The sequence below is a fragment of the Streptomyces lichenis genome, from assembly GCF_023218175.1.
In the GTDB taxonomy this organism is placed as follows: domain Bacteria; phylum Actinomycetota; class Actinomycetes; order Streptomycetales; family Streptomycetaceae; genus Streptomyces; species Streptomyces lichenis.
The window spans coordinates 1-19,278 of record NZ_JALPTH010000029.1; the positions used below are offsets into that span (position 1 = coordinate 1).

Annotated in this window: 9 protein-coding genes; 1 reads left to right on the forward strand and 8 read right to left on the reverse strand. The window is 76.0% G+C overall.

The annotated features are described in order from the left end of the window. From M1O15_RS25115 to M1O15_RS25150, 8 genes are all read right to left on the reverse strand, one after another. On the reverse strand, positions 1 to 873 hold an 873-nt coding region (locus tag M1O15_RS25115; RefSeq protein ID WP_248636511.1), incomplete at its 3' end, for a lytic transglycosylase domain-containing protein. Between the two features lie 195 nt (positions 874 to 1,068). Next, complete coding sequence (locus M1O15_RS25120) at positions 1,069 to 2,127, reverse strand: class I SAM-dependent methyltransferase (RefSeq protein WP_248636432.1); 1,059 nt, start codon at positions 2,125 to 2,127, stop codon at positions 1,069 to 1,071. Next, positions 2,111 to 3,388 (reverse strand): glycosyltransferase, encoded by a 1,278-nt coding sequence (locus M1O15_RS25125; protein ID WP_248636433.1) that lies wholly within the window; start codon positions 3,386 to 3,388, stop codon positions 2,111 to 2,113. Before M1O15_RS25125 ends, M1O15_RS25120 begins: the two co-directional genes overlap by 17 nt. Then, positions 3,385 to 4,446, reverse strand: coding sequence for an alpha/beta fold hydrolase (locus M1O15_RS25130; protein ID WP_248636434.1), 1,062 nt, complete (start codon positions 4,444 to 4,446; stop codon positions 3,385 to 3,387). Before M1O15_RS25130 ends, M1O15_RS25125 begins: the two co-directional genes overlap by 4 nt. A 3-nt stretch (positions 4,447 to 4,449) precedes the next feature. Continuing rightward, positions 4,450 to 4,797, reverse strand: coding sequence for an acyl carrier protein (locus M1O15_RS25135; protein WP_248636435.1), 348 nt, complete (start codon positions 4,795 to 4,797; stop codon positions 4,450 to 4,452). Further along, a complete protein-coding gene (locus M1O15_RS25140) occupies positions 4,794 to 9,290 on the reverse strand; it encodes a beta-ketoacyl synthase N-terminal-like domain-containing protein (RefSeq protein WP_248636436.1) in 4,497 nt (1,498 codons plus the stop codon). Before M1O15_RS25140 ends, M1O15_RS25135 begins: the two co-directional genes overlap by 4 nt. Position 9,291: 1 nt before the next feature. Further along, complete coding sequence (locus tag M1O15_RS25145) at positions 9,292 to 16,032, reverse strand: type I polyketide synthase (protein WP_248636437.1); 6,741 nt, start codon at positions 16,030 to 16,032, stop codon at positions 9,292 to 9,294. A 188-nt stretch (positions 16,033 to 16,220) separates the two neighbouring features. Next, positions 16,221 to 17,480 carry a lipase family protein gene (locus M1O15_RS25150; protein ID WP_248636438.1) on the reverse strand — a complete coding sequence of 420 codons (1,260 nt, stop codon included), beginning with the start codon at positions 17,478 to 17,480 and terminating at the stop codon, positions 16,221 to 16,223. 566 nt (positions 17,481 to 18,046) lie between these two features. Here M1O15_RS25150 and M1O15_RS25155 point away from each other — a divergent pair. Beyond that, positions 18,047 to 19,204: a DUF6801 domain-containing protein gene (locus tag M1O15_RS25155; RefSeq protein WP_248636439.1), complete on the forward strand. Its 1,158-nt coding sequence runs from the start codon at positions 18,047 to 18,049 to the stop codon at positions 19,202 to 19,204. Positions 19,205 to 19,278 lie beyond the last annotated feature (74 nt).

The following is a 19,278-nucleotide window of genomic DNA, read 5'->3' on the forward strand; positions in this document are numbered from 1 at the left end:
GATGTCCGGGTCGGTGGGGCGGGTGGCCGGGGTGGTGCCGCCGGCGCCGGGGCTGTGCGGGATGGTGCCGCTGCCGTCGGGCACCCCGTGCGCTCCGGTGCGGTAGAACGCCAGCCAGTGGCGGACGGTCCTGAGGTACGCGGTGGAGTGGTTGTAGCTGAGCACCGCCCGGTCCAGGCCGGCCGGGAGGGCCAGGTCGCGGTCGCCGGCGCAGAGGTAGCGGCCGGCGGCGAGGGCGGCGTCGAAGACGTTGTCCGGGTCCGCGCGTCCGTCGCCGTTGCCGTCCGCGCCCCACCTGGCCCAGGTCGAGGGGATGAACTGCATCGGGCCGACGGCCCGGTCGTACTGCGGATGGCCGTCGTACGCCCCGTGGTCGGTGTCCGCGATGACGGCGAAGCCGTTGCCGTTCAGGACCGGGCCGAGGATGCGGCCCCGGGTGGTGCCGTCGGCCGCCACGGCCCCGCCGCGCGCGTGCCCGGACTCCACCTTGCCGATGGCGGCGAGCAGGTGCCAGGGCAGCCGGCAGCCGGGGTCGCTGCGGCGTACGGACTCCTCGGCCGCGCGGTAGGCGGCCAGCACCGTGGCGGGTATCCCGGACTCGGCCCGTACCAGCGCGGCGGCGGGCGGGGCGAGCGGGCCGGTGACGGCGGCCAGGGGCGGAAGCTCGGTGTGGTACGCGCCGTCGCTCTGGCCCGGGAGGAGGGGGCCGAGGGCCGGCAACCCTCCGGGGGCCGCGATGCCCGGGGTGCCGATGCCTCCTGGGGCGGCGAGGGCGGTGGCCTGGTCCCCGCCTCCCTGGGCGCCTCCCCTGACCGGCGCCTGGGAGGCCGTGAGCAGGGTGACGGCGGCGGCGGCCAGGGCGGCGCGGCGGATCCGGCGGCACGCCGTGCGGCGGAGCCGGAAGCGCCGGGGCGGGGCCGCGTGCCGGGGGGACCTCCGGGGCGGGGGCGCGGCGGCCGGATCGGGGTGCTGGTCGTGGGTGGGGGTCACGGGGGCTCCTCGGGTCGGCCCCGGGGGGTGGGGAGCACGGGGCCGACGGGTGGGGGCGGGGGCAGAGGGGTACGGAGGTCAGTCGCGGCGGGCGATGACGCGGTAGGCGTTGGAGAAGCGGCTGCGGCGCAGCAGGGGGTCGAGCAGCAGGTCGGCGCCGTACGCGGCGAGCAGGAAGGGGGCCGCCGCCCAGACCAGGGCCCAGCGGGCGGCGTGGGCCGCGCGGGTGGGGCGGGTCGCCGCCCAGGGCACGTCGTCGGGCGGCAGGACGCGGCCGAGCAGGAACCACACGGCGCAGACCAGGTCGACGGGGATGTGGGCGTCGGTGCGTTCGGCGGCCACCACGGTGAAGCCCAGGCCGGTGAGCCGGTCGCAGAGGTTGGACAGCGGGATGAAGTTGAGGTGCTGGGGCTGGAACCAGGGCATCCAGAGGTTGCCCAGCAGGCGGCCGGTGAGGGACTCGGGGTCCGGCACCTCGATGAGCAGATGCCCTCCGTGGTCCAGCGCGGTGCGGGCGGCGGCCAGTTCGGAGTGCGGGTCGAGGGTGTGCTCCAGGTAGTGGAACATGCTGACCGCGTCGTACCGGCCCGCCATCCCCTCGGCCAGGTCGGTGAGTTGCCCCTGGTGGGCCTCGGTGATACGGCCCTGCCGCCGGGCGAGCAGCACGCTCTCGCCCATGTCCAGCCCGTCGAACCGGGTCCGGGGCAGCAGCTTTCCGGCACTGGCGGGGAAGTGTCCGTGCGCGGTGCCGACGTCGAGCCAGCGGCGGGGGCGGGTGTACGGCAGCAGGGCGCGCACACTGCGCTGGAACCGCTTCTCGCTGCCCCGGCCCTCGAACATCCGGGCGGTGGTCTCCGCGCCGAGGCCGTCGTAGAAGTCGCGGTAGTAGAAGTCCAGGCCCTCCTGGCTGAGCCGCGGGTTCTGGAAGACATGGCCGCAGGAGAGGCATTCGTCCAGGACGAACCGGCCGGGCTTGCGCTGCACATGGTCGACGGTGCGCAGCTTGACCCTCAGATCGGGTCCCAGGCACCAGGGGCAGCCGGTGCGGCGGGGCAGGAAGAAGCGGTCGGTGCCGCCGGCCAGTTCGGCCTGGTAGGCGGTGCGGAGCTTGGCGATCTGCTCACTGGTCGCTGCCATGGGGAGTTCCTTCCTCCTGGGCTCGTGGGGCCCGGCCCGGTGGGGCCGGGGCTGGTGCGGGTCGGCCGGGTGCGGCCGTGGGGTGCCGGGTGGGGTGCCGGGCGAGCTCTTCGAGGTGTTCGGCGGCGGCGCCGGCTCCTCCGGCGCGGTGGAAGGACGCCCTCAGCCGGCGGGCGGCCTCGTGGTGGCGCGGCTCGGTGAGGACGGTGTCGAGCGCGGCGCCGATCTGGGCCCGGCCGGCGCGGCCGAAGCGCAGCCGCACCCCGGCGCCCGCGTCCACGACCTGCCGGGCGACCACCGGCTGGTCGTCCCGGATGGGTGCGACGACCAGCGGGACCCCGTGCCACAGCGTCTCGGCGACGGTGTTGTGCCCGGCATGGCAGATCACCGCGGAGACATGCCCGAGCAGGGCGCGCTGCGGGACGAAGGGGCGTACCAGCACGGTGGGGCCGGGGTCGGCGGACGCCAGGGCGCCGCCCGGGTCGGCGACCACGGCCCGCAGCCGGTCGGAGCGTTCGCGCAGGGCGGCGGCCGTCTCGGCGAGGAAGCGGGCCCCGGCGTCCTGGTTGACGGTGCCGAGGGTCACCAGGACGAGGGCGGCGTCGGGCTGCCGGCCGAGCCACTCCCAGGGGAAGTCGCCGTAGCCGGGGCGGCCCGGCAGCGCGGGGCCCACGAACCGGACGCCCTGGCGCGGCTGGTGCGCGGCGCCGAGGAACTCGGGGGTGGTGAAGGCCAGGGTGAGGTACGGGGAGAAGCGCGGGTCGCCGGTGGCGGCGGGGTCTCCGAGGCGGGCGCGGGCGCCGGTGAGCAGCTCGGTGAGCCAGGCGGCCACCGAGGGCATTCCGCCCAGGCTGTCGGTGAGTTCGGCGGAGGTGGTGGCCGAGGTGGCGTACGGGACGCCGAGCCGTTCGGCGACCAGGGCGCCGGCCAGGGCCTGCTGGTCACTGACGACCACGTCGGGGCGGAAGTGGTCGACGGCGGCGGTGACGCCGTCCGCCATGGCGTCGGCGAGCGGGACGAAGAAGTCCCGCCAGAGGAACTGCAGGGCGGCGACCCCGCGCAGCTCCGGGGGCCGCCCGTGCAGGCCGTCCGGGCCAGCGCAGACATAGACCTCCGCCTCCTCGCCGACCAGGCGGCCGATGATGCCGGGGCGGCCCGCCCAGGCCACGGTGTGGCCCCGGGAGGTGAGCTCGGCGGCGACCTCGGCGGCGGGGTTGACATGGCCGCTGAGCGGCGGCACCACGAAGAGGTAACGGCTCACCGGGCGGTTCCCGTCACCGGGTGCGCCGCGTGCGGGAGGGTGGACGCCGGGTGGGCCGCGTGCGGGGTGGTCCCCGCTGGGTGGGCAGAGCCCGGGGTGGTTCCCGCCGGGTACGCCGCGTCCGGGACGGTCGACCCCGGACGGGCTTCGCCCGGGACGGTCGCCGGGTGGGCCGCATTGGGGACGGTCGACGCCGGGCGGGCCGAGCTCGGGGTGGTCGGCGTCGGGTGGGTGTGGGTGTGCTCGTCCAGCCAGTCCAGGGTGAGGGCGGTGACCTCGGTCGGCGCCTCGACCAGGACGGAGTGCTTGTGGCCGGGGACGATGACCCGGCGGCAGTGCGGCAGTACGGCGGTGAGGTGGGCCGACTCGGTGGCCACCAGGCCGTGTTCGCCGTTCACCAGCAGCACCGGGCAGCTCAGGGCGGCCAGTTGGTCGGCCGTGGGGCGGCGGCTGCGCGGGATGTCCCGGGTGATGGTGGTCGCCCTGATGAGGCGGCCGGCGTTCCGGCCGAGGCGGGCGATCCGCGCGTCGTGGACCGGGTCGCCGGTGCGGGTGGAGGACACGGTGCCGTACTGCTCGGTGAACCAGGCCAGCGCCTGGTCCTCGGGGAGGGTCTCGGTGGCCCGGTGCAGCGCCCCGGCCATGGCCTCGGCCCAGCCGGAACCGGCCGGGCAGCCCTCCACCGCCGTGAGGCTGGCGACCCGGTCCGGGTGGTGGACGGCGAAGTCGAAGGCCAGGGTGGCGCCGAAGGAGTTGCCGACCAGATGGACGGGTTCGGTGAGGCCGAGGGCGTCCAGCAGGGCGTCCAGGTCGGCGGTGAAGTCCTCCACGCGGTAGCCGCTGGGTGGGCGCTCGCTGCGGCCGTGGCCGCGCAGGTCGTACATCACGGTGTCCCAGCCGTGCGCCGCGAACGCCGGGGCCAGGGTGAAGTAGAAGCTGGCCAGGGTGTCGATGAAGGCGCCGTGCAGGAAGACGGCGACGGGCGGGGCCCCGGGGGCGTCCTCGGGGCCGAGGCGGGCCACATGGTGCAGCAGGCCGCCGGCGCGGACCATCACCATCGCTCACTCCCCCGCTGCGGGGGCGAGCCGGGCCACGATGTGGTCCACCAGGTCGCCCACGGTTAGGGCGATGATCGCGTCCGGGTCCAGCCCGGCCACGAACCGGGCGAGGTGGACGCTCTCGCCGTACCACTCGGTGAGCAGCCCGGAGAGGGTGACCAGGTCGATGCTCTCCAGCTCCAGGTCGTCACCGAGGCGGGTGTCCCGGGTGATCTCGGGCAGCCCGTCGGCGTACTCGTGCAGGATGAGCTCGATCATCGAGGCGACCTCGGCCAGGACGGCCTCCGGGGGCGGCGGGTAGGCCGCGTCCTTCCTGGCGGAGTAGACGCGTACCGGGTCGGTGCTGGTCACAGGGGGTTCTCCTCCGGGGGTGTCACCGTCCAGGCCACGACATGGGCCCGGTCGGAGTCGGTGATGAGGGTGCAGCGCACCAGGTGGCGTCGGCCGCCGACGGTGACGGTGAGGGCTTCGGCGGCCGCTTCGGTCACCTCGAAGTCCCTCGGTCTGCCGCCGAGTCCGGTCCCCTCGGCCTTGGCGGCGGCCTCCTTGGCCGCCCAGAAGCGGGTGAACCAGAGCGAGGGGCCGCCGGTGCCGGCGCATCCGGCGAGCAGGGCCAGCTCCCCCGCCCCCAGGGCCGCCCGCACGGTGGCCAGGGAGCGGTCGGCGACCTCCTCGATGTCGATGCCGACGGCGGCGGCGCTCTCGGCGGACCGCACCAGGGCGACGGCGGCGCGGCCCCGGTGGGCCAGCGAGAGCCGCAGCGGCGGCAGCTCGCGGCCGTGCACCCCCTCGGCCCGCGGCCGGCCCTGCTCGTCGTTGCGGATGCGCAGCTCGGCGGGGTAGACGTCGCCGGCGCCCTGCCGCCACAGCCAGTGGCGGACCGCGTCCTTGGCGGCGATGCGCCCGAGCAGCCAGGGGCCTTTGGCGCGCGGGGAGCGGCGCTCGTAGGCGGCCCGTTCGTCCTGGCCCAGATGAGTGCGCATGACCAGGTCGCGGGAGGCGAGGTCGGGCCAGGTGTCCCTCAGCAGGGTCCAGCCCTCGCCGGTCTCCTCGGAGAGGGCGCGGCGTTCCGGGTAGCCGTGGTCGCGGCGGGTGTCGGGGGCGGCGAAGCGGCGGTCCCGCCAGCCTGCGATCTCGGCCCACACCGTGCCGTCGTCCAGAGTGAGTTGGGCGTCGCAGACCACGGTGTCCTCGGTGACGGCGGTGACCGCGATCCGGCAGTGGACGCGGGTGCCGGGTACGGGGTCGGGGCCGTACAGCCGCAGTTCGCGCAGGGCGACCGGGAAGAGCACGGTACGGGTGCGGTGGGTGGCCATCAGCCAGTAGCCGAGCAGCTGTCCGACGTTGTCCAGGAGCGCGCCGGGGGCGGAGGGCACGGTGATCGTGCCGCGCACACGGTCCGGCCCGAGCGCGGTCAGCTCGGTGATGCCCTGGAAGGCGGGGCCGTGGAACATCCAGCGGTCCGCGTAGAGCCGGTGCGCGGGCAGGGCGCAGGGTTCCTCGGCCCCTTCCGTGGGCTCCCAGCGGGGCGGTGGGGCCGGGTAGGCGGGGGCCGTCTCGACCACCGCGCGGGCGTAGGGGCCGAAGGCGGTGTCGTACCGCCCGTCGGGACGGGGCCGCGCGGTCAGGGCCACGTCCACCGGGGGCAGGGCGGTCACCCACTTCTCCAGCCGCAGATCGCGTACGGCAACGGCCTGCCGGCCCGGTGCGGCGCGCCGCGCGGCGGCGGTGAGGTGGTGCAGCACCGTGGTGGCGGGCACCACCGGGTGGCGGTCGGCGGGCTCGGGCCAGCCGGGGCGCTGCGGGAAGAAGCAGTGGTCGAGCAGATAGGGCATGGTCTCGACGGAGACCCGGAGGAGGGCGCCGGCGGCGGGCTCGGGGAGTGGGGCGGTGGTGGCGCTCGTGGCGGGTGCGGCGGTGGCGGTGGCGGTGGCGGTCGGGCTCTTCCCGGGTGCGTCGATGGCACCCGGAGCGGCGTGCAGGACGGCGGCGACGGCGGAGGCGGTGTCGCCGAGCAGGGCGTCGACCTCGGCGGCCAGCGGGTGGCTGCCGTGGAAGCGGGCCAGCGGGGCGGCGGTGACCGGTGGCGGGGCCGTGGCCGTGGCGCTGGCCAGTTCGGCGCGGAGGGCGTCGCGGCGGTCCGGGTCGAGGGCGAGCAGGGCGCCGCCCAGGTCGAGGCGGACCGACGCCTGACGGGTGGTGGCGCGGCGCCTCTCCTCGTACCCCTCCGCCCACAACGCGGCGCGCACCCGCCGCACTTGGGCGAGTCCGCCGTGCCGGGGGCTGTCGGCGGCGACGGAGAGGTGGTCGCGGTCGCGCAGGGTGTCGCCGACCAGGGAGGTCAGCCCGCCCGCGCCGACCTGGACGAAGGCCCGGAACCCGGCCTCGTACAGCGACTGTGTCAGCTGCCGGAACCGTACGGGCTCCAGCAGATGCCGCAGGAACAGGGCGCGGACCTCGGCGGGCCCGGCCGGGAAGGGCTCGGCGGTGGTGCCCGACCAGACGGGGACGCGGGCGGGGTGGACGGCGGTCGCCTGGACGCCCTCGGCCAGGGGGGTGAGGTAGGGCTCCAGCATCGGGGTGTGGAAGCCCGAACGGAACGGCAGCACCTGGCAGATGACCCCGGCGCCGCGCAGTTCGGCGAGCAGGGCGCGGACGGCCTCCTCGGGTCCGCAGACCATCGACTGGCCGGGCGAGTTGTCGTGGGACAGGACGAGGCCGGGGTACGGGGCGATGGCCTGCCGGGCGCGTTCGGCGGAGGCGCCGAGCGCGGCGAAGACCACTCCGGGCACCCGGAAGGTGTCGGGGTCGAAGGCGGCCAGCACGGCGTCCGCAGCGTCGGCGGCGAAGATCCCGCCGGAGATCATGGCCGCCCACTCGCCGACGCTGTGCCCGGCCAGCCCGTCGGGGTGGACGCCCTCGGCCCGCAGGGCGGTGTCCAGCACGCGCCCGGTGCGGAGCACCGCCAGCCCGTGCCGGGCGACATCGCCGGTGCCGGAGTCCGCGCGGCCGGGCGGGCGCAGCCCGTAGTGGGCGGCGACCTCGTCGGCGCCGGAGGCCGTCTCGGCGTCGAGCCCGGGGAAGAGGAAGGCCAGCCTGCCGCCGCCGGCCCGTCCCAGCAGCGGGCTCGGGGTGAACCACAGATCGCTCCGTCCGCGCCAGGGGCGCCCCTGCGGGACGATACGGCGGGCCAGCGCGAGGCGCCGCGCGTCGGGCGCGACGATCGCGAGCCGGACCGGACCGGGGGCCACGGTCTCCTCGGGGTCCCGCAGTTCGCGTGCCGTGGCGAGGAGGGTGTTGTCGTCGGTGTCCAGCAGCCGGGCCAGGGCGGCGGGGGTGGCGGCGGACAGGCGCAGGACCCGCTCCGGCTCGCGTACGGCCGCGGGGGCGGCGGCAGGGCTCGCCGGGCGGCGTACGGGGCGGGGTGACGGTGCCTCTTCGAGGACCACATGGGCGTTGATGCCGCCGAACCCGAAGGCGTTGACGGCGGCGCGGCGCAGCGGGGCGTCCCAGGGCGCGGAGGAGGCGAGCGGGTGGAAGCGGGTGCGCTCCAGGGCGGGGTGCGGGGTGTCGCAGTGCAGGGTGGGCAGCAGGGTGGCGTGGTAGGTGGCCAGGGCCGCCTTGACCAGGGAGGCGATCCCGGCGGCGGGCATGCAGTGGCCGATCATCGACTTGACGCTGCCGAGGGCGGCGCGGGCCTCGCCAGCGCGTGCCGGCGGGCCGAACACCTCCGCCAGGGTGGCGAGTTCGGCGGTGTCCCCGGCCGGGGTGGCGGTGCCATGGGCCTCCAGGAGGCCCAGCGAGCCCGGGGCGCGCGGGTCGAGTCCGGCGGCGTGCCAGGCTTGGCGGACGGCGCGGGCCTGGCCGCCGGAGTCGGGGTGCATCAGCCCGGAGGAGCGGCCGTCGCTGGCGACGCCGGTGCCGCGGATCACCGCGTACACCCTGTCCCCGTCGCGTACGGCGTCCGCGAGCCGCTTGAGGACCACCACACCGGTGCCCTCGCCGATGAGCAGGCCGTCGGCGCCCGAGTGGAAGGGGCGGATGCGGTCGGTCGGCGAGAGGGCGCGCAGCTGGGTGAAGACCGACCAGAGGGTGATGTCATGGCAGTGGTGCACTCCCCCGGCCAGCATCAGATCGCAGCCGCCCCGGGCGAGTTGGGCCACCGCGTGGTCGACCGCGACCAGCGAGGAGGCGCAGGCGGCGTCGACGGTGTAGGCGGGGCCGCGCAGGTCGAGCCGGTTGGCGATCCGGGAGGCGGCCAGGTTGGGCACCAGGCCGATGGCTGCCTCCGGCCGCTCGGGCCCGAGCGTCGCGGTGAACGCCTCGCGGACCCGGGCCAGTTGCTCGGCGCCGAGGCCGGGCAGGAGTTCCCCGAGGGTCCGGGTGAGCTGGTGCGCGGTGCGTACCCGCTGGTCGAGCCGGACCAGGCCGGGGGTGAGGTAGCCGCCCCGGCCGAGGACGACGCCGATCCGTTCGCGGGGCGGCAGCCGGTCCTCGCCGCCCGCGTCGGCCAGGGCGCGGGCGGCGGTGGTGAGGGAGATCAGCTGGTCCGGCTCGGTGTCCGGGACGGCCGCCGGCATGATGCCGAGACCGGCGGCGTCCACCTCGGCGAAACCGTCCACGAACCCACCGCGACGGCAGTAGAGCCGGTCGGCGCCCGCCTCCCGGTGGGGCGGCCGGTGGTAGGACGCGTCCAGGCGGCCCGGGGGGATCTCGGTGACGGCGTCCACGCCGTCCCGCAGATTGGTCCAGTAGGTGGCCAGGTCGGGGGCGCCGGGCAGCAGCACCGCCATCCCGGTGATGGCCACCGGAACCGCCGGAACAGTTGAGGGAGAGGCGGTCATCTCACCACTCCGAGGCGGTGTGGACGACGGTGGAGGCGCCCGGAGCGCCATGGGCGATCTCGCCGAGCAGGGCCCGGGTGCCGCTGGCCCGGTCGATGAGGGCGATCCCGCGCCGGGCGTAGTCCCGGGCGAGCTCCGGGGTGACCATGCCGTGGTGGCTGCCCGAGGGCGCCCAGGGGCCCCAGTGGACCGTGAGCGCGCGCCGCCCGGGGCCGCCGCGCGCCCACCGCTCCCCCAGGGCGGCGAGGGCGTCGTTGGCGGCGGCGTAGTCGCCCTGGCCTCGGTTGCCGAGCACCGCGGCGATGCTGCCGAACAGCACGGCGAGGCGGGGCGCCGGCGGGAGCTGGGCGAGGGCGTCCAGCAGAGCGCGGGCGCCCTCCACCTTGGTGTCGTACACCCGGCGGAAGGACTCGGCGTCCTTGTCGGCGAGCCGCCGGTCCTCGATGACCCCGGCCGCGTAGAACACCGCGTCGATCCGGCCGTGTTCGGACTGGATCTCCTTGACGGCACGGTTGACGGCGGTGGAGTCGCGCAGATCGAGGGAACGGTAGCCGACCCGGCTGCCGAGGCGGGTCAACTCCGCCACGGTCGCGTCGACTTCGCGTACGGCAAGGATCGCGCGTGCCTCGGGGTCGACCTGGGCCAGGGGGGTGCCCCGCCGGGCGAGCGCGGCCCGCAGGGCGGGCAGGTCTCCCGCGTCGGCGAGGTCGGCGGGCTCGGGGGCGGTGGACGGCCGGGTGCGGCCCAGCAGTTCGAACCGGCACCGGGTGGCGGCGGCGAGCGCCATGGCGAGGTCGGCGGTGATCCCGCGCGCCCCGCCCGCCAGGACGACCACGGAGTCCTGGTCGAGCCCCAGGTCGGCGGGGTCGATCGCGAGCGCCCGGCTCTCGGGGTCGAGAGCGGCCTCGGTCAGCTCCAGCCCACGCCGCCCGGCCGGGCCGCGCAGCACCACCGGTACGCGGTCGCCGGCACAGGCCTCCTCCAGCAGCGCGTCGGCCTGCTCCGCCACGGGCGCCGAGGGGTCGAGTTCGACCACCCGGGCGTCGAGGTCCGGGTACTCGCGGGCGATGGAGCGGAACAACCCGCCCAGCCCGGCCCCGGGGTCCTCGGCGTTCCCGGGGGTGTGCTTGGCGCACAGCAGCCGGGCGGGGGCGAGGTCGAGCGCGGCCCGCAGCACCTCGAAGGCGGCCGGCAGCACGGGTATCCCGTCGGGGGCCAGCGCGCCGAGGTGGACCACCCCGTGGAACGGGCCGTCATCGGCCGCCAGCCGCCGTGCGGGGTCGAACACCACCGCCTCGGCGCCCGCCGCGATCAGCCGGTCGGCGAGCAGCGCGCCCACCTCGTGCGAGCCCAGCAGCGCGAACCGCCTGCCGCGCAGGGCGCCGGGTCCGGGCCGTTCCACGGTGTCCAGCGGCTGCTCGCGCAGCACGAAGCGGCGAGGGGCGACGGCGGGGATGAGGTCGGGATCGGGGTCGCCCACCGGTACGGGGGCGGGGGCCGGCTCCGGGTCACCCGCGGACTGGCCGCCGGTGAGCCAGGAGGTGATGCCGGCGACCGTGCGGGCCCGGGACAGCTGCTCCATCCAGTCGTCGTCCGCGGCCCGCTCGGCGGCCAGCCGGCGCGCCAGCTCACCGGCTATCTCGGTGCGCTTGATGGAGTCGATGCCGAGGTCGGCCTCCAGTTCCAGATCGGCGCCGATCATCTCGGCGGGGTAGCCGGTGCGCTCGCTGATCACGGTCAGGACGGTGTCCCGGACATCGGGGGCGGTGTCCGCCGGGGCTCCCGCGGTGGCCGCGGAGGTGAGGGCTTCGGAGGCGACGGCGTCCGGCTCCAGGGACACGGGCGGCGCAACGGGGGTGGGGCTCGGCGGCGGGGCGGGGAGCGGCCCCGGCACCCCGCCGCCGAGGTAGGTGAGCAGGATGTCGCGCTGGGCGGCGACCAGTTCCCGGGTGGTCCGCAGGAACTCCCTGATCAGTTCATCGTCGCGGCCGGTGGACCGGCCCGGGTCGTCCCCGGTGGGGAGCGCTGTCATGGCGGGGGCCTCCAGGCGGATGCGTCGGGCGGGGCTGAGGCCGCCGGGCAGGGGGTCGCCGGCGGCGGTGCGCACATGGCGGCCGTCCACCCGCCAGCCGGGTACCGCCTCGGGAGCGGTCGGAGTTTCGGGGACGCGGCCGTCGAAGAGCCGTCCGATCCTCACCGGGACGCCCGCGACGGCGAGCCGGGCCAGGGTCTCCAGGAAGCCGCGCAGCCCCTCGTCCGGGCGGGGCTCACAGGCGACCGCCAGATGGGGGCGGTCGCCGAGGACGCGGCCGACCAGGGTGGTCAGCACCGTGCCGGGGCCGGCCTCCACGAAGACCCGGGCGCCCGCCTCGTACATCGCCTCGATCTGCTCGGCGAACCGCACCGGGGCGGCGAGCTGGGCGGCGAGTTCCTCGCGCACGGTGTCCGGGTCGGGGGCGTGGACGGCGGCGGTGCGGTTGCTCCAGACGTCGAACTCGGTTGCCCGGAGCGGGTGGTGGGCGAGGGCGTCGGCGAAGCGCGGGGCGGCGTCGGCGACCACCGGGCTGTGGAAGGCGCAGGCGACCGGAAGCCTTTTGGCCGGGTGACCGGACTCGGCCAGCCGTTCGACCGCCCGGGCGACCGGGGCGCTCGGCCCCGAGATCACCGACTGGCGGGGCGCGTTGTGGTTGGCGATGACCACCTGGCCGTCGAGTCCGGCCGCCGCGAGCACCGCCGCCACCTCCTCGGGGGCGGCGGTGACGGCGGCCATGGCGCCGGGGTCCTCGCCGGCCACCGCGAGGATCGCCGCGGCCCGTTCGGCGCTGAGGTCGAGCAGGGTACGGGTGTCCAGGGCGCCCGCGGCGGCGAACGCGGCCAGCTCGCCGTAGGAGTGCCCGGCCGCCAGATCGGGCCGTACGCCGAACCGCTCCAGCAGCCGCGCGGTGGCCAAGGCGGTGATGCCGAGCGCGGGTTGGGCGGTCCGGGTGTCGGTGAGCGCGGTGCGCTGCCGGGCGGCCCCGGCCGGGTCGAACGCGGCCGGCGGGTGGAGCAGGTGGGCGTAGGCGTGCCCGGTGGCGAGGGGGCCGTGCTCGCGCGGGAAGGCCGTCATCAGCGGGGCGAGCATCCCGGGACGCTGGCTGCCCTGGCCGGGGAAGAGGAAGGCGGTCCGGCCGGGGGCGGAGCCGTCCGTCCCGGGCGCGCTGGCGAACACGCCCTCGGCGGGGGCGGATCCGCCCTCCAGCGCTCGCCGCAGCTGTGCGGGGAGGTTCGCGGGGTCCGTCGCCACCACGGCGACCCGGACGGGGGTGGTACGCCGGTTCCCGGGGCGCCGCCAGACCGCGGCGGCCGTCTCCCGGAGGCCGGCCCCGGGGTTCGCCTCCAGCTCGTCGAGCAGCCGGCGGATCTCGCGGTGGGCCGCCTCCTCGTCCTCGCCGCGGAAGGCGAGCAGCTCGGCGGGCCAGTGCGGCAGGGCGTGCTCGGGCGGGGCCCCGTTCTCATAGCCGCTGAGCACCACATGGAAGTTGGTGCCGCCGAAGCCGAAGGCGCTGACCCCGGCGATCCTGCGGTCCGCCGGGGTGGGCCAGGGGCAGGACTCGGCCCGGAAGGCGAACGGGCTGGTCCGCTCGTCCCAGCCCGGGTGGGGGGTGCGCAGATGCAGGGTGGGCGGCAGGACGCCGGTGTGCAGGGCCATGGTCGCCTTGATCAGCCCGGCCAGGCCCGCGGCGCACTTGGTGTGGCCGATCTGGGACTTCACCGATCCCAGTACGCAGCGCCCCGGCTCGGCGCCCGCCTCGGTGAACAGCTCGGTGAGTACGCCCAGTTCGGTGCGGTCGCCGACGACCGTGCCGGTGCCGTGCGCCTCCACCAGGCCGACCTGGGCGGGCGAGATCCCGGCCGAGGTGTAGGCGCGGTCCAGGGCGGAGCGCTGGCCCTCGGCCCGGGGCGCGGTCAGGCCCAGGGAGCGGCCGTCGCTGGCGCTGCCGACGCCCTTGACCACGCCGTAGATCCGGTCGCCGTCGCGTTCGGCGTCGGCGAGGCGTTTGAGGACGACACAGGCGACGCCCTCGCCGAGCACGGTGCCGTCGGCGTCCGCGTCGAAGGAGCGGGACCGGCCGGTCGGGGAGAGCGCCCGCACGGAGGAGAAGAGCAGATAGTCGTTGATGTCGTTGTGCAGGTCGGCTCCGCCGCAGAGCATCATGTCGGCGGACCCGGAGCCGAGTTCCTTGCAGGCGGTGTCCAGGGCGGCGAGCGAGGAGGCGCAGGCCGCGTCCACGGTGTAGTTGGCGCCGCCGAGGTCGAGGCGGTTGGCGATGCGCCCGGAGACGACGTTGGCGAGCATGCCGGGGAAGGAGTCCTCGGTGAGCCGGGGCAGTTGCTCGGTGAGGGCGTCCGGCACGGTGTCGAGGTAGGAGGGCAGGGTGGTGCGGAGGGTGGTGGCATGGGCCAGGTCGCTGCCGGACTCCGCGCCGAAGACCACACCGGTGCGCGTCCGTGGGAAGTCCCGCCGGTCGTATCCGGCGTCGGCGAGGGCCCGGGCGGCCGTCTCCAGGGCGAGCAGCTGTACGGGCTCGATGGCGGCGAGCGAGGCGGGCGGGATGCCGTAGGCCAGCGGGTCGAAGGGGATCTCGGGCAGGAAGCCGCCCCAGCGTGAGGGGGTGGTGCCCGGGCGCTCGCCGGTCGGGTCGTGGTAGACGGCCTGGTCCCAGCGCTCGGCGGGGACCTCGGTGACGGCGTCCACCCCGGTGACCACGTGGGACCAGTAGGTGGACAGGTCGGGGGCCTGGGGGAACACGCAGGCCATGCCGACGATGGCGATGTCCAGCGGGGCGGCGGGGCGCGGGGTGTCCTCGGCCGGGGCGCCCCGGGTGGACCGGAGCTCGGCGGCGCGGCGCCCGGTGTGCTCGGCCGCCCCCTCGGTGACCGCGTGGTGGAGTGCGGCGATGGTGGTGGTGCGGGTGCGCAGTGCGGCGACCTCGCCGGCCATGAACATCCCGGCCTCGTGCTGCCGCCGCTCGTCCACGGGCCGCAGCCGGCCGTCCCGCCGTTCCAGGCCCTTGCTGGCGAGGCGCAGCCGGCCGAGGTTGAGGCGTTCCAGGCGGTCCCAGGCCTCCCGGTCGGGTACGCCTTCGGCGGCCAGCCGGGCGCGCTCGGCCGCGTACTCCTCGGTGTAGGGGCTGGGGACGCAGCGGGTGGTGTGCCCGGGGGCGCTCTCCAGCAGGACGGTGCCGGTGGCGTCCAGCACCTGCCGCTGGAAGCCCTCACCCACCGCGCCACTGGCCACGGCCTCCGCGGTGGTGAGGTAGGCGGTGCCCATCAGCACACCGACGGCGGCCCCGCGCGCGGCCAGCGGTCCGGCGAGCGCGGCGGCCATGGCGGCGGAGCGCTCGTCGTGGATGCCGCCGGCCAGCAGGACCTGGAACTCGGCCGCCCGCGGACGCTGTTCGAGGACGGCGAGCTGGGCCTCCCAGAGCGGGAAGCTGTTGCGCGGGCCGATATGGCCACCGCATTCGGCGCCCTCGAAGACGAACTTGCGCGCACCGGCGTCCACGTACTGGCGCAGCAGGGCCGGTGAGGGGACATGGAGGAAGGTGCTGATGCCGGCTGCCTCCAGTTCGGCGGCCTGGCCGGGCCGTCCGCCGGCGATGACGGCGTGGCTGGGGCGGGCGGCGCGGACGGCGGCCAGCTGGGCGGCACGCAGGGCGCTGTCGGCGAAGCCGAGGATGCCCACGCCCCAGGGCCGCTCGCCCAGCGCGGCGCGGGTGCGGGTGAGGAGTTCGCCGGTGGCCTCGCCGTCCAGCAGGGCCAGCGCGAGAAAGGGCAGGCCGCCGTCGGCGGCGACGGCCGCGGCGAACGCGGGCTGGTCGCTGACCCGGGTCATCGGCCCCTGGGCGATGGGCAGCAGGGTGCCGAGGGCGGCGCTCATCGGGGAGCCGGGAAGGAGGGAGGCGGCGTCGCCCGCACCGCGCAGCGCGGCCGCCCGGACGGCGGCGACGGCGCGGGGCACGGTCCCGTACTCCTCGGCGAACCGGGCGGCGAGGTAGGCGTCCTGCCCGGTGGGGAGTCCGGCCCCGGGGCGGCCGGGGCGCAGCGAGCGTACGCCGTCGATGACGGAGGTGTCGGTGCCGTCCGCCGTGCGCAGGGCGGCGGCGGCCTCCTCGGGCAGTCGGGACTCGGCGAGCAGGGCCAGTTGGACGTCGAGGACCACCCCGGCCGCGCCCCCGGCCACCGCGGCGGCGGCGGTGCGCGGGCCGATGCCCCCGCAGGCCCAGACCGGGTGCTCGGCCAGTTCGGGATCGGCCAGCAGCGCCTGGAGGAGGACGAAGGTGCTCAACTCCCCGGCTCGTCCCCCGCACTCACTGCCCCGGGCGAGGAAGCCGTCCACGCCCTCGGCGGCGAGCCGCCGCGCCTCGTCCGGGTGGCCCGGCTCGGCCAGCACCAGGCAGTGGGCGGGCAGCCGGGCGGGCCCCCAGGCGGATTCCGGGGCCAGCACCACCACGGCGGGGAACGGGCCGTCCAGGTCCTCCGGGTCCAGTGCGCAGCGCGGTCCGACCCGGATGCCGTAGGTGCCCGGGGCGGCCAGCTCCCTCAGTCGCGCCAGGGCGGCGCGGGCCGTCCGGTCGCCGTCGCCGAGGTCGAGCACTCCGAGCCCGCCGCAGCGGCTGACGGCGGCGGCGAGCCCGGCGTCGGGCAGGCCGAACGGGCTGATTCCGATGACGAGTTCACTCGACACAGGACGGGTCATGACACCTCGAATCCGACGCGGGGGTGGAGGGAGGCCTGGGTCGCCCCGGGGAGCGCGTGTGGGCGCCGTGCCCAGGGGGGCCGGGGAGAGCGGGGCGCGCGGGATGGCCGCACCGGGGAGGGGTGGGGGGAAAGGGAGCGGGGGCGCGGCCCGGAAGACGGGAGCAGGGCCGGGGGACGGGGGTGCGGTCAGCAGTTGGGGGTGGCGGGCTGGTCCGCGAGGCGGTCGGCGAGGAACGCCGCGGCCTCGGCGTTGCCGGCCTGGATGGGCCACATATGGTCCTTGACCGGGGCGAGGCCGTCGGTGTCGTACGCCTTCCAGGTCACGTTGGCGCCGAGCCTGCACAGGGCGGCGCGCAGCCGGGCGCCCTGGCCGGCGTCGACCAGGCTGTCCTTGGTGGCGTGGTAGAGGTACACCGGGACCGTCAACCGGGTGGAGCCGCCGAGGGTGTTCTCGGTGTAGCGCTTCTGCCAGGCCGGGTCGGCCAGCGGGCTGCGGGTGGTGAGGTCGGAGAGCGACCTGCCGCCGTAGGTGGTGAGCAGGTCCAGGGCGCAGGCGTTCCTCTCCAGGTCGGCCACGACGGTGCGGCCGGCGTCGTTGAGGGCGTCGTCCAGCTTCAGTTCGGGGTAGGCGTGGTCGAGGCCGATGAGGGCGTCGAGCAGGAAGCCCGAGCCGGGGCCGCCGTTGAGGGGCAGCGCCACGTCCACCAGGCTGCCGGGGACCCCGCCGGCGACGACACCGCGCACGTTCAGCTCGGGCGCGTAGGCGGGCTGGGTCTCCCCCGCCCACAGCGCGGCGCCGCCGCCCTGCGAGTAGCCGCGGAAGACGACCTTGGCGTCCGGGGACAGCCCGGTGGCGGGCAGCCGCTGCGCGGCCCGTACGGCGTCGATGAGCGCGGGTCCCATGGACTTGCCGACCACATAGGTGGTCTCGGGGTCCGGGCGGTAGCCCTCGTAGTCGGTGACGGCGACCGCGTAGCCCCGGGCCAGCATGTCGTTGACGACCCACTGCTCGTACAGCGCCCCCCTGGCCATCATCCGGGAGGCGGCGCAGCGGAAGGCGGGTCCCTGGGTGCCGGGGCCCCAGCCGATGACCGGGAGGGTGGCGGGGTTGCGGCCCTTCGGGACCAGGACGGTGCCGGTCACCGCGTCGGGGCGGCCGAGGGCGTCCGTCGACAGGTACATCAACTGCCAGGTGTCGGCCAGCCGGTTGGGGGTGGGCTGGGGCAGTTCGACCTTGCGGGAGCGGATGACGTCGCCGGGCCGGCCGGCCGGCAGCGGGCTGGGCGGTACGTAGAAGTCGTCGGCGGGCAGGGGGGCGGCCGTCACCGGAGCGGACGGGGCGGCCTGGGCGGCCGGCGGGACGAGCGCGCCGGCGAGGCCGAGCGCCCCGGCGAGGGGCAGTGCGAGGACGGTCCGGGCGCGGCGGCGCCTGGGGGGAGCGGACATGGATCGGCCTCCTGGGATGAGCGGACGCGGTGGCGGCGGCACGGTGGGGGACGGCGGCTCGCGGACCGGTGCGCCCCTCGCCGGCGGATGTCGGAACGGACCGGTCATCGGCGTACGCACCGACAGAGCGGTCGACAAGGGCAGCCGACCGGGGCAGTCGACCAGGCGGGGAAAAGCGAGGGGCAACCGGATACCGGCCTGAAAAGCTACTCCGCCGTACAGCGCAGGGTCAATGAACGGATAGCGGCAGCAGGCCTTTTGCGAACGGAGTGAGCAGTCGGCGCGGGCCTTTTGTCACCGGGGCACAACCTCCTCCCCCGGCCATCCGCGAGTGAGAAATACCCGGACCCTTTTACTCACTCCCATGACAGCGTCAAAGAAAGAGCCGAATTACCGGGCCCCATTATTTCCCCTCCCCTTGACCCTCCGACTTACCCGCCAGTACGTTACGCAGCCGAAACACGGACTTCTCCGCGTTTCCCATCCTTCACCCGCTCCTGCCTCCCCGGGCGTTCCACGGCCTTTCGCGGGAAGCCGGCGGCGGAGTGACTCACGAGAGGCATCTCATGAGTACCCACCGAAAGCGCGCGGCGAGGCCCGTCCTCGCCGCGCTCGCCACCGGCGGCCTGTTCGCGGGCATGCTGGGCCTCGCCACCGCGAGCCCGGCCGCCGCGGACCCCGTCAAGCTGGTGCAGAAGTACGACTGCGTCTTCCCGCTGATCAACAACGACCCGATCACGGCGACCATCACGGCCGACATCCCGACCTCCATCGAGGCCGGCAAGCCCTCGCCCGCGTTCGAGGTGAACACGGACACCGTGGTGAGCGCGCGGGCCGCGCAGGGCATGGGCCTGGTCGGCGGCAAGAGCATCGAGGGCCAGGCCACCGCCGATGTCACCGTCTTCACCCCGGACGGGCCGCTCACCGGCGTCAAGGTCGAGAACGCGGTGGCGAAGACCGCGGTGCCGAGCCCGCCCGCCGAGTTCCATGTGCCGGCCAAGGGCAAGGCGCCGTCCCTCACCTTCAACACCCCCGGCAGCGGCCGTATCGAGGTCAACTCGATCCGGCTGCACCATATGACCGTGCGGGACGCCAACGGCAAGCCCATCCAGCTGGTCAGCGGGCAGGACACGTTCGACGTGGAGTGCAAGCTGACCTCGTCGGACAAGGTCCTCGCCGCGTTCACCGTCACCAAGGGCGGGAACACCACCGATCCCACCAACCCCGACCCGGTGAACCCGAAGCCGCCCACGGGCTCCTCCGCCGACCAGAACCTCACCGCCACGGTCAAGCCGGGCAGCGGCACCGGCAGCCTGTCGATGTCGCAGGCCGGTCAGGACGTGGCGCTGTCCGCGGTGGAGCAGGGCAAGGGCGGCACCTCCTCCGGCAAGCTCCAGACGGTGACCGTCAGCGACCAGCGGGGCGGGACCAAGGGCTGGTCCCTGACCGGCAAGGTCACCGACTTCACCGCCACCGGGGGTGGCAAGATCGCCGCGTCCAAGCTCAGCTGGAAGCCGTCCTGCACCCCCGCTCCGGGCTCCGCGAGCAACTGCGCCCCGGGCACGGCGGGACCGGTCGGCACCACCGGCGCCACCCTCGCCAGCGCCCCGGACGGGGCGGCCACCGGCGGGAAGTTCACCGTCGACGGCGGCCTGGACCTGAGTGTCCCGGCCGACGCGGCGGCGGGCGACTACAAGGCCGTGCTCACCCTCACCCTGACCTGAGCCGCGCCGTCCCGGTCCACCGGGACACCCCTCGGGCCGGCCGCCCCGTGCGGCCGGCCCCTTCCCGTCCCCTC

What these genes read in the sequence shown, in the direction of transcription:
- M1O15_RS25145 (WP_248636437.1), bottom strand. Translation starts at nt 16,032, where the DNA reads ATGACCCGTCCTGTGTCGAGTGAACTCGTCATCGGAATCAGCCCGTTC.
- M1O15_RS25155 (WP_248636439.1), top strand. Translation starts at nt 18,047, where the DNA reads ATGAGTACCCACCGAAAGCGCGCGGCGAGGCCCGTCCTCGCCGCGCTC.
- M1O15_RS25120 (WP_248636432.1), bottom strand. Translation starts at nt 2,127, where the DNA reads ATGGCAGCGACCAGTGAGCAGATCGCCAAGCTCCGCACCGCCTACCAG.
- M1O15_RS25150 (WP_248636438.1), bottom strand. Translation starts at nt 17,480, where the DNA reads ATGTCCGCTCCCCCCAGGCGCCGCCGCGCCCGGACCGTCCTCGCACTG.
- M1O15_RS25140 (WP_248636436.1), bottom strand. Translation starts at nt 9,290, where the DNA reads ATGACCGCCTCTCCCTCAACTGTTCCGGCGGTTCCGGTGGCCATCACC.
- M1O15_RS25130 (WP_248636434.1), bottom strand. Translation starts at nt 4,446, where the DNA reads ATGGTGATGGTCCGCGCCGGCGGCCTGCTGCACCATGTGGCCCGCCTC.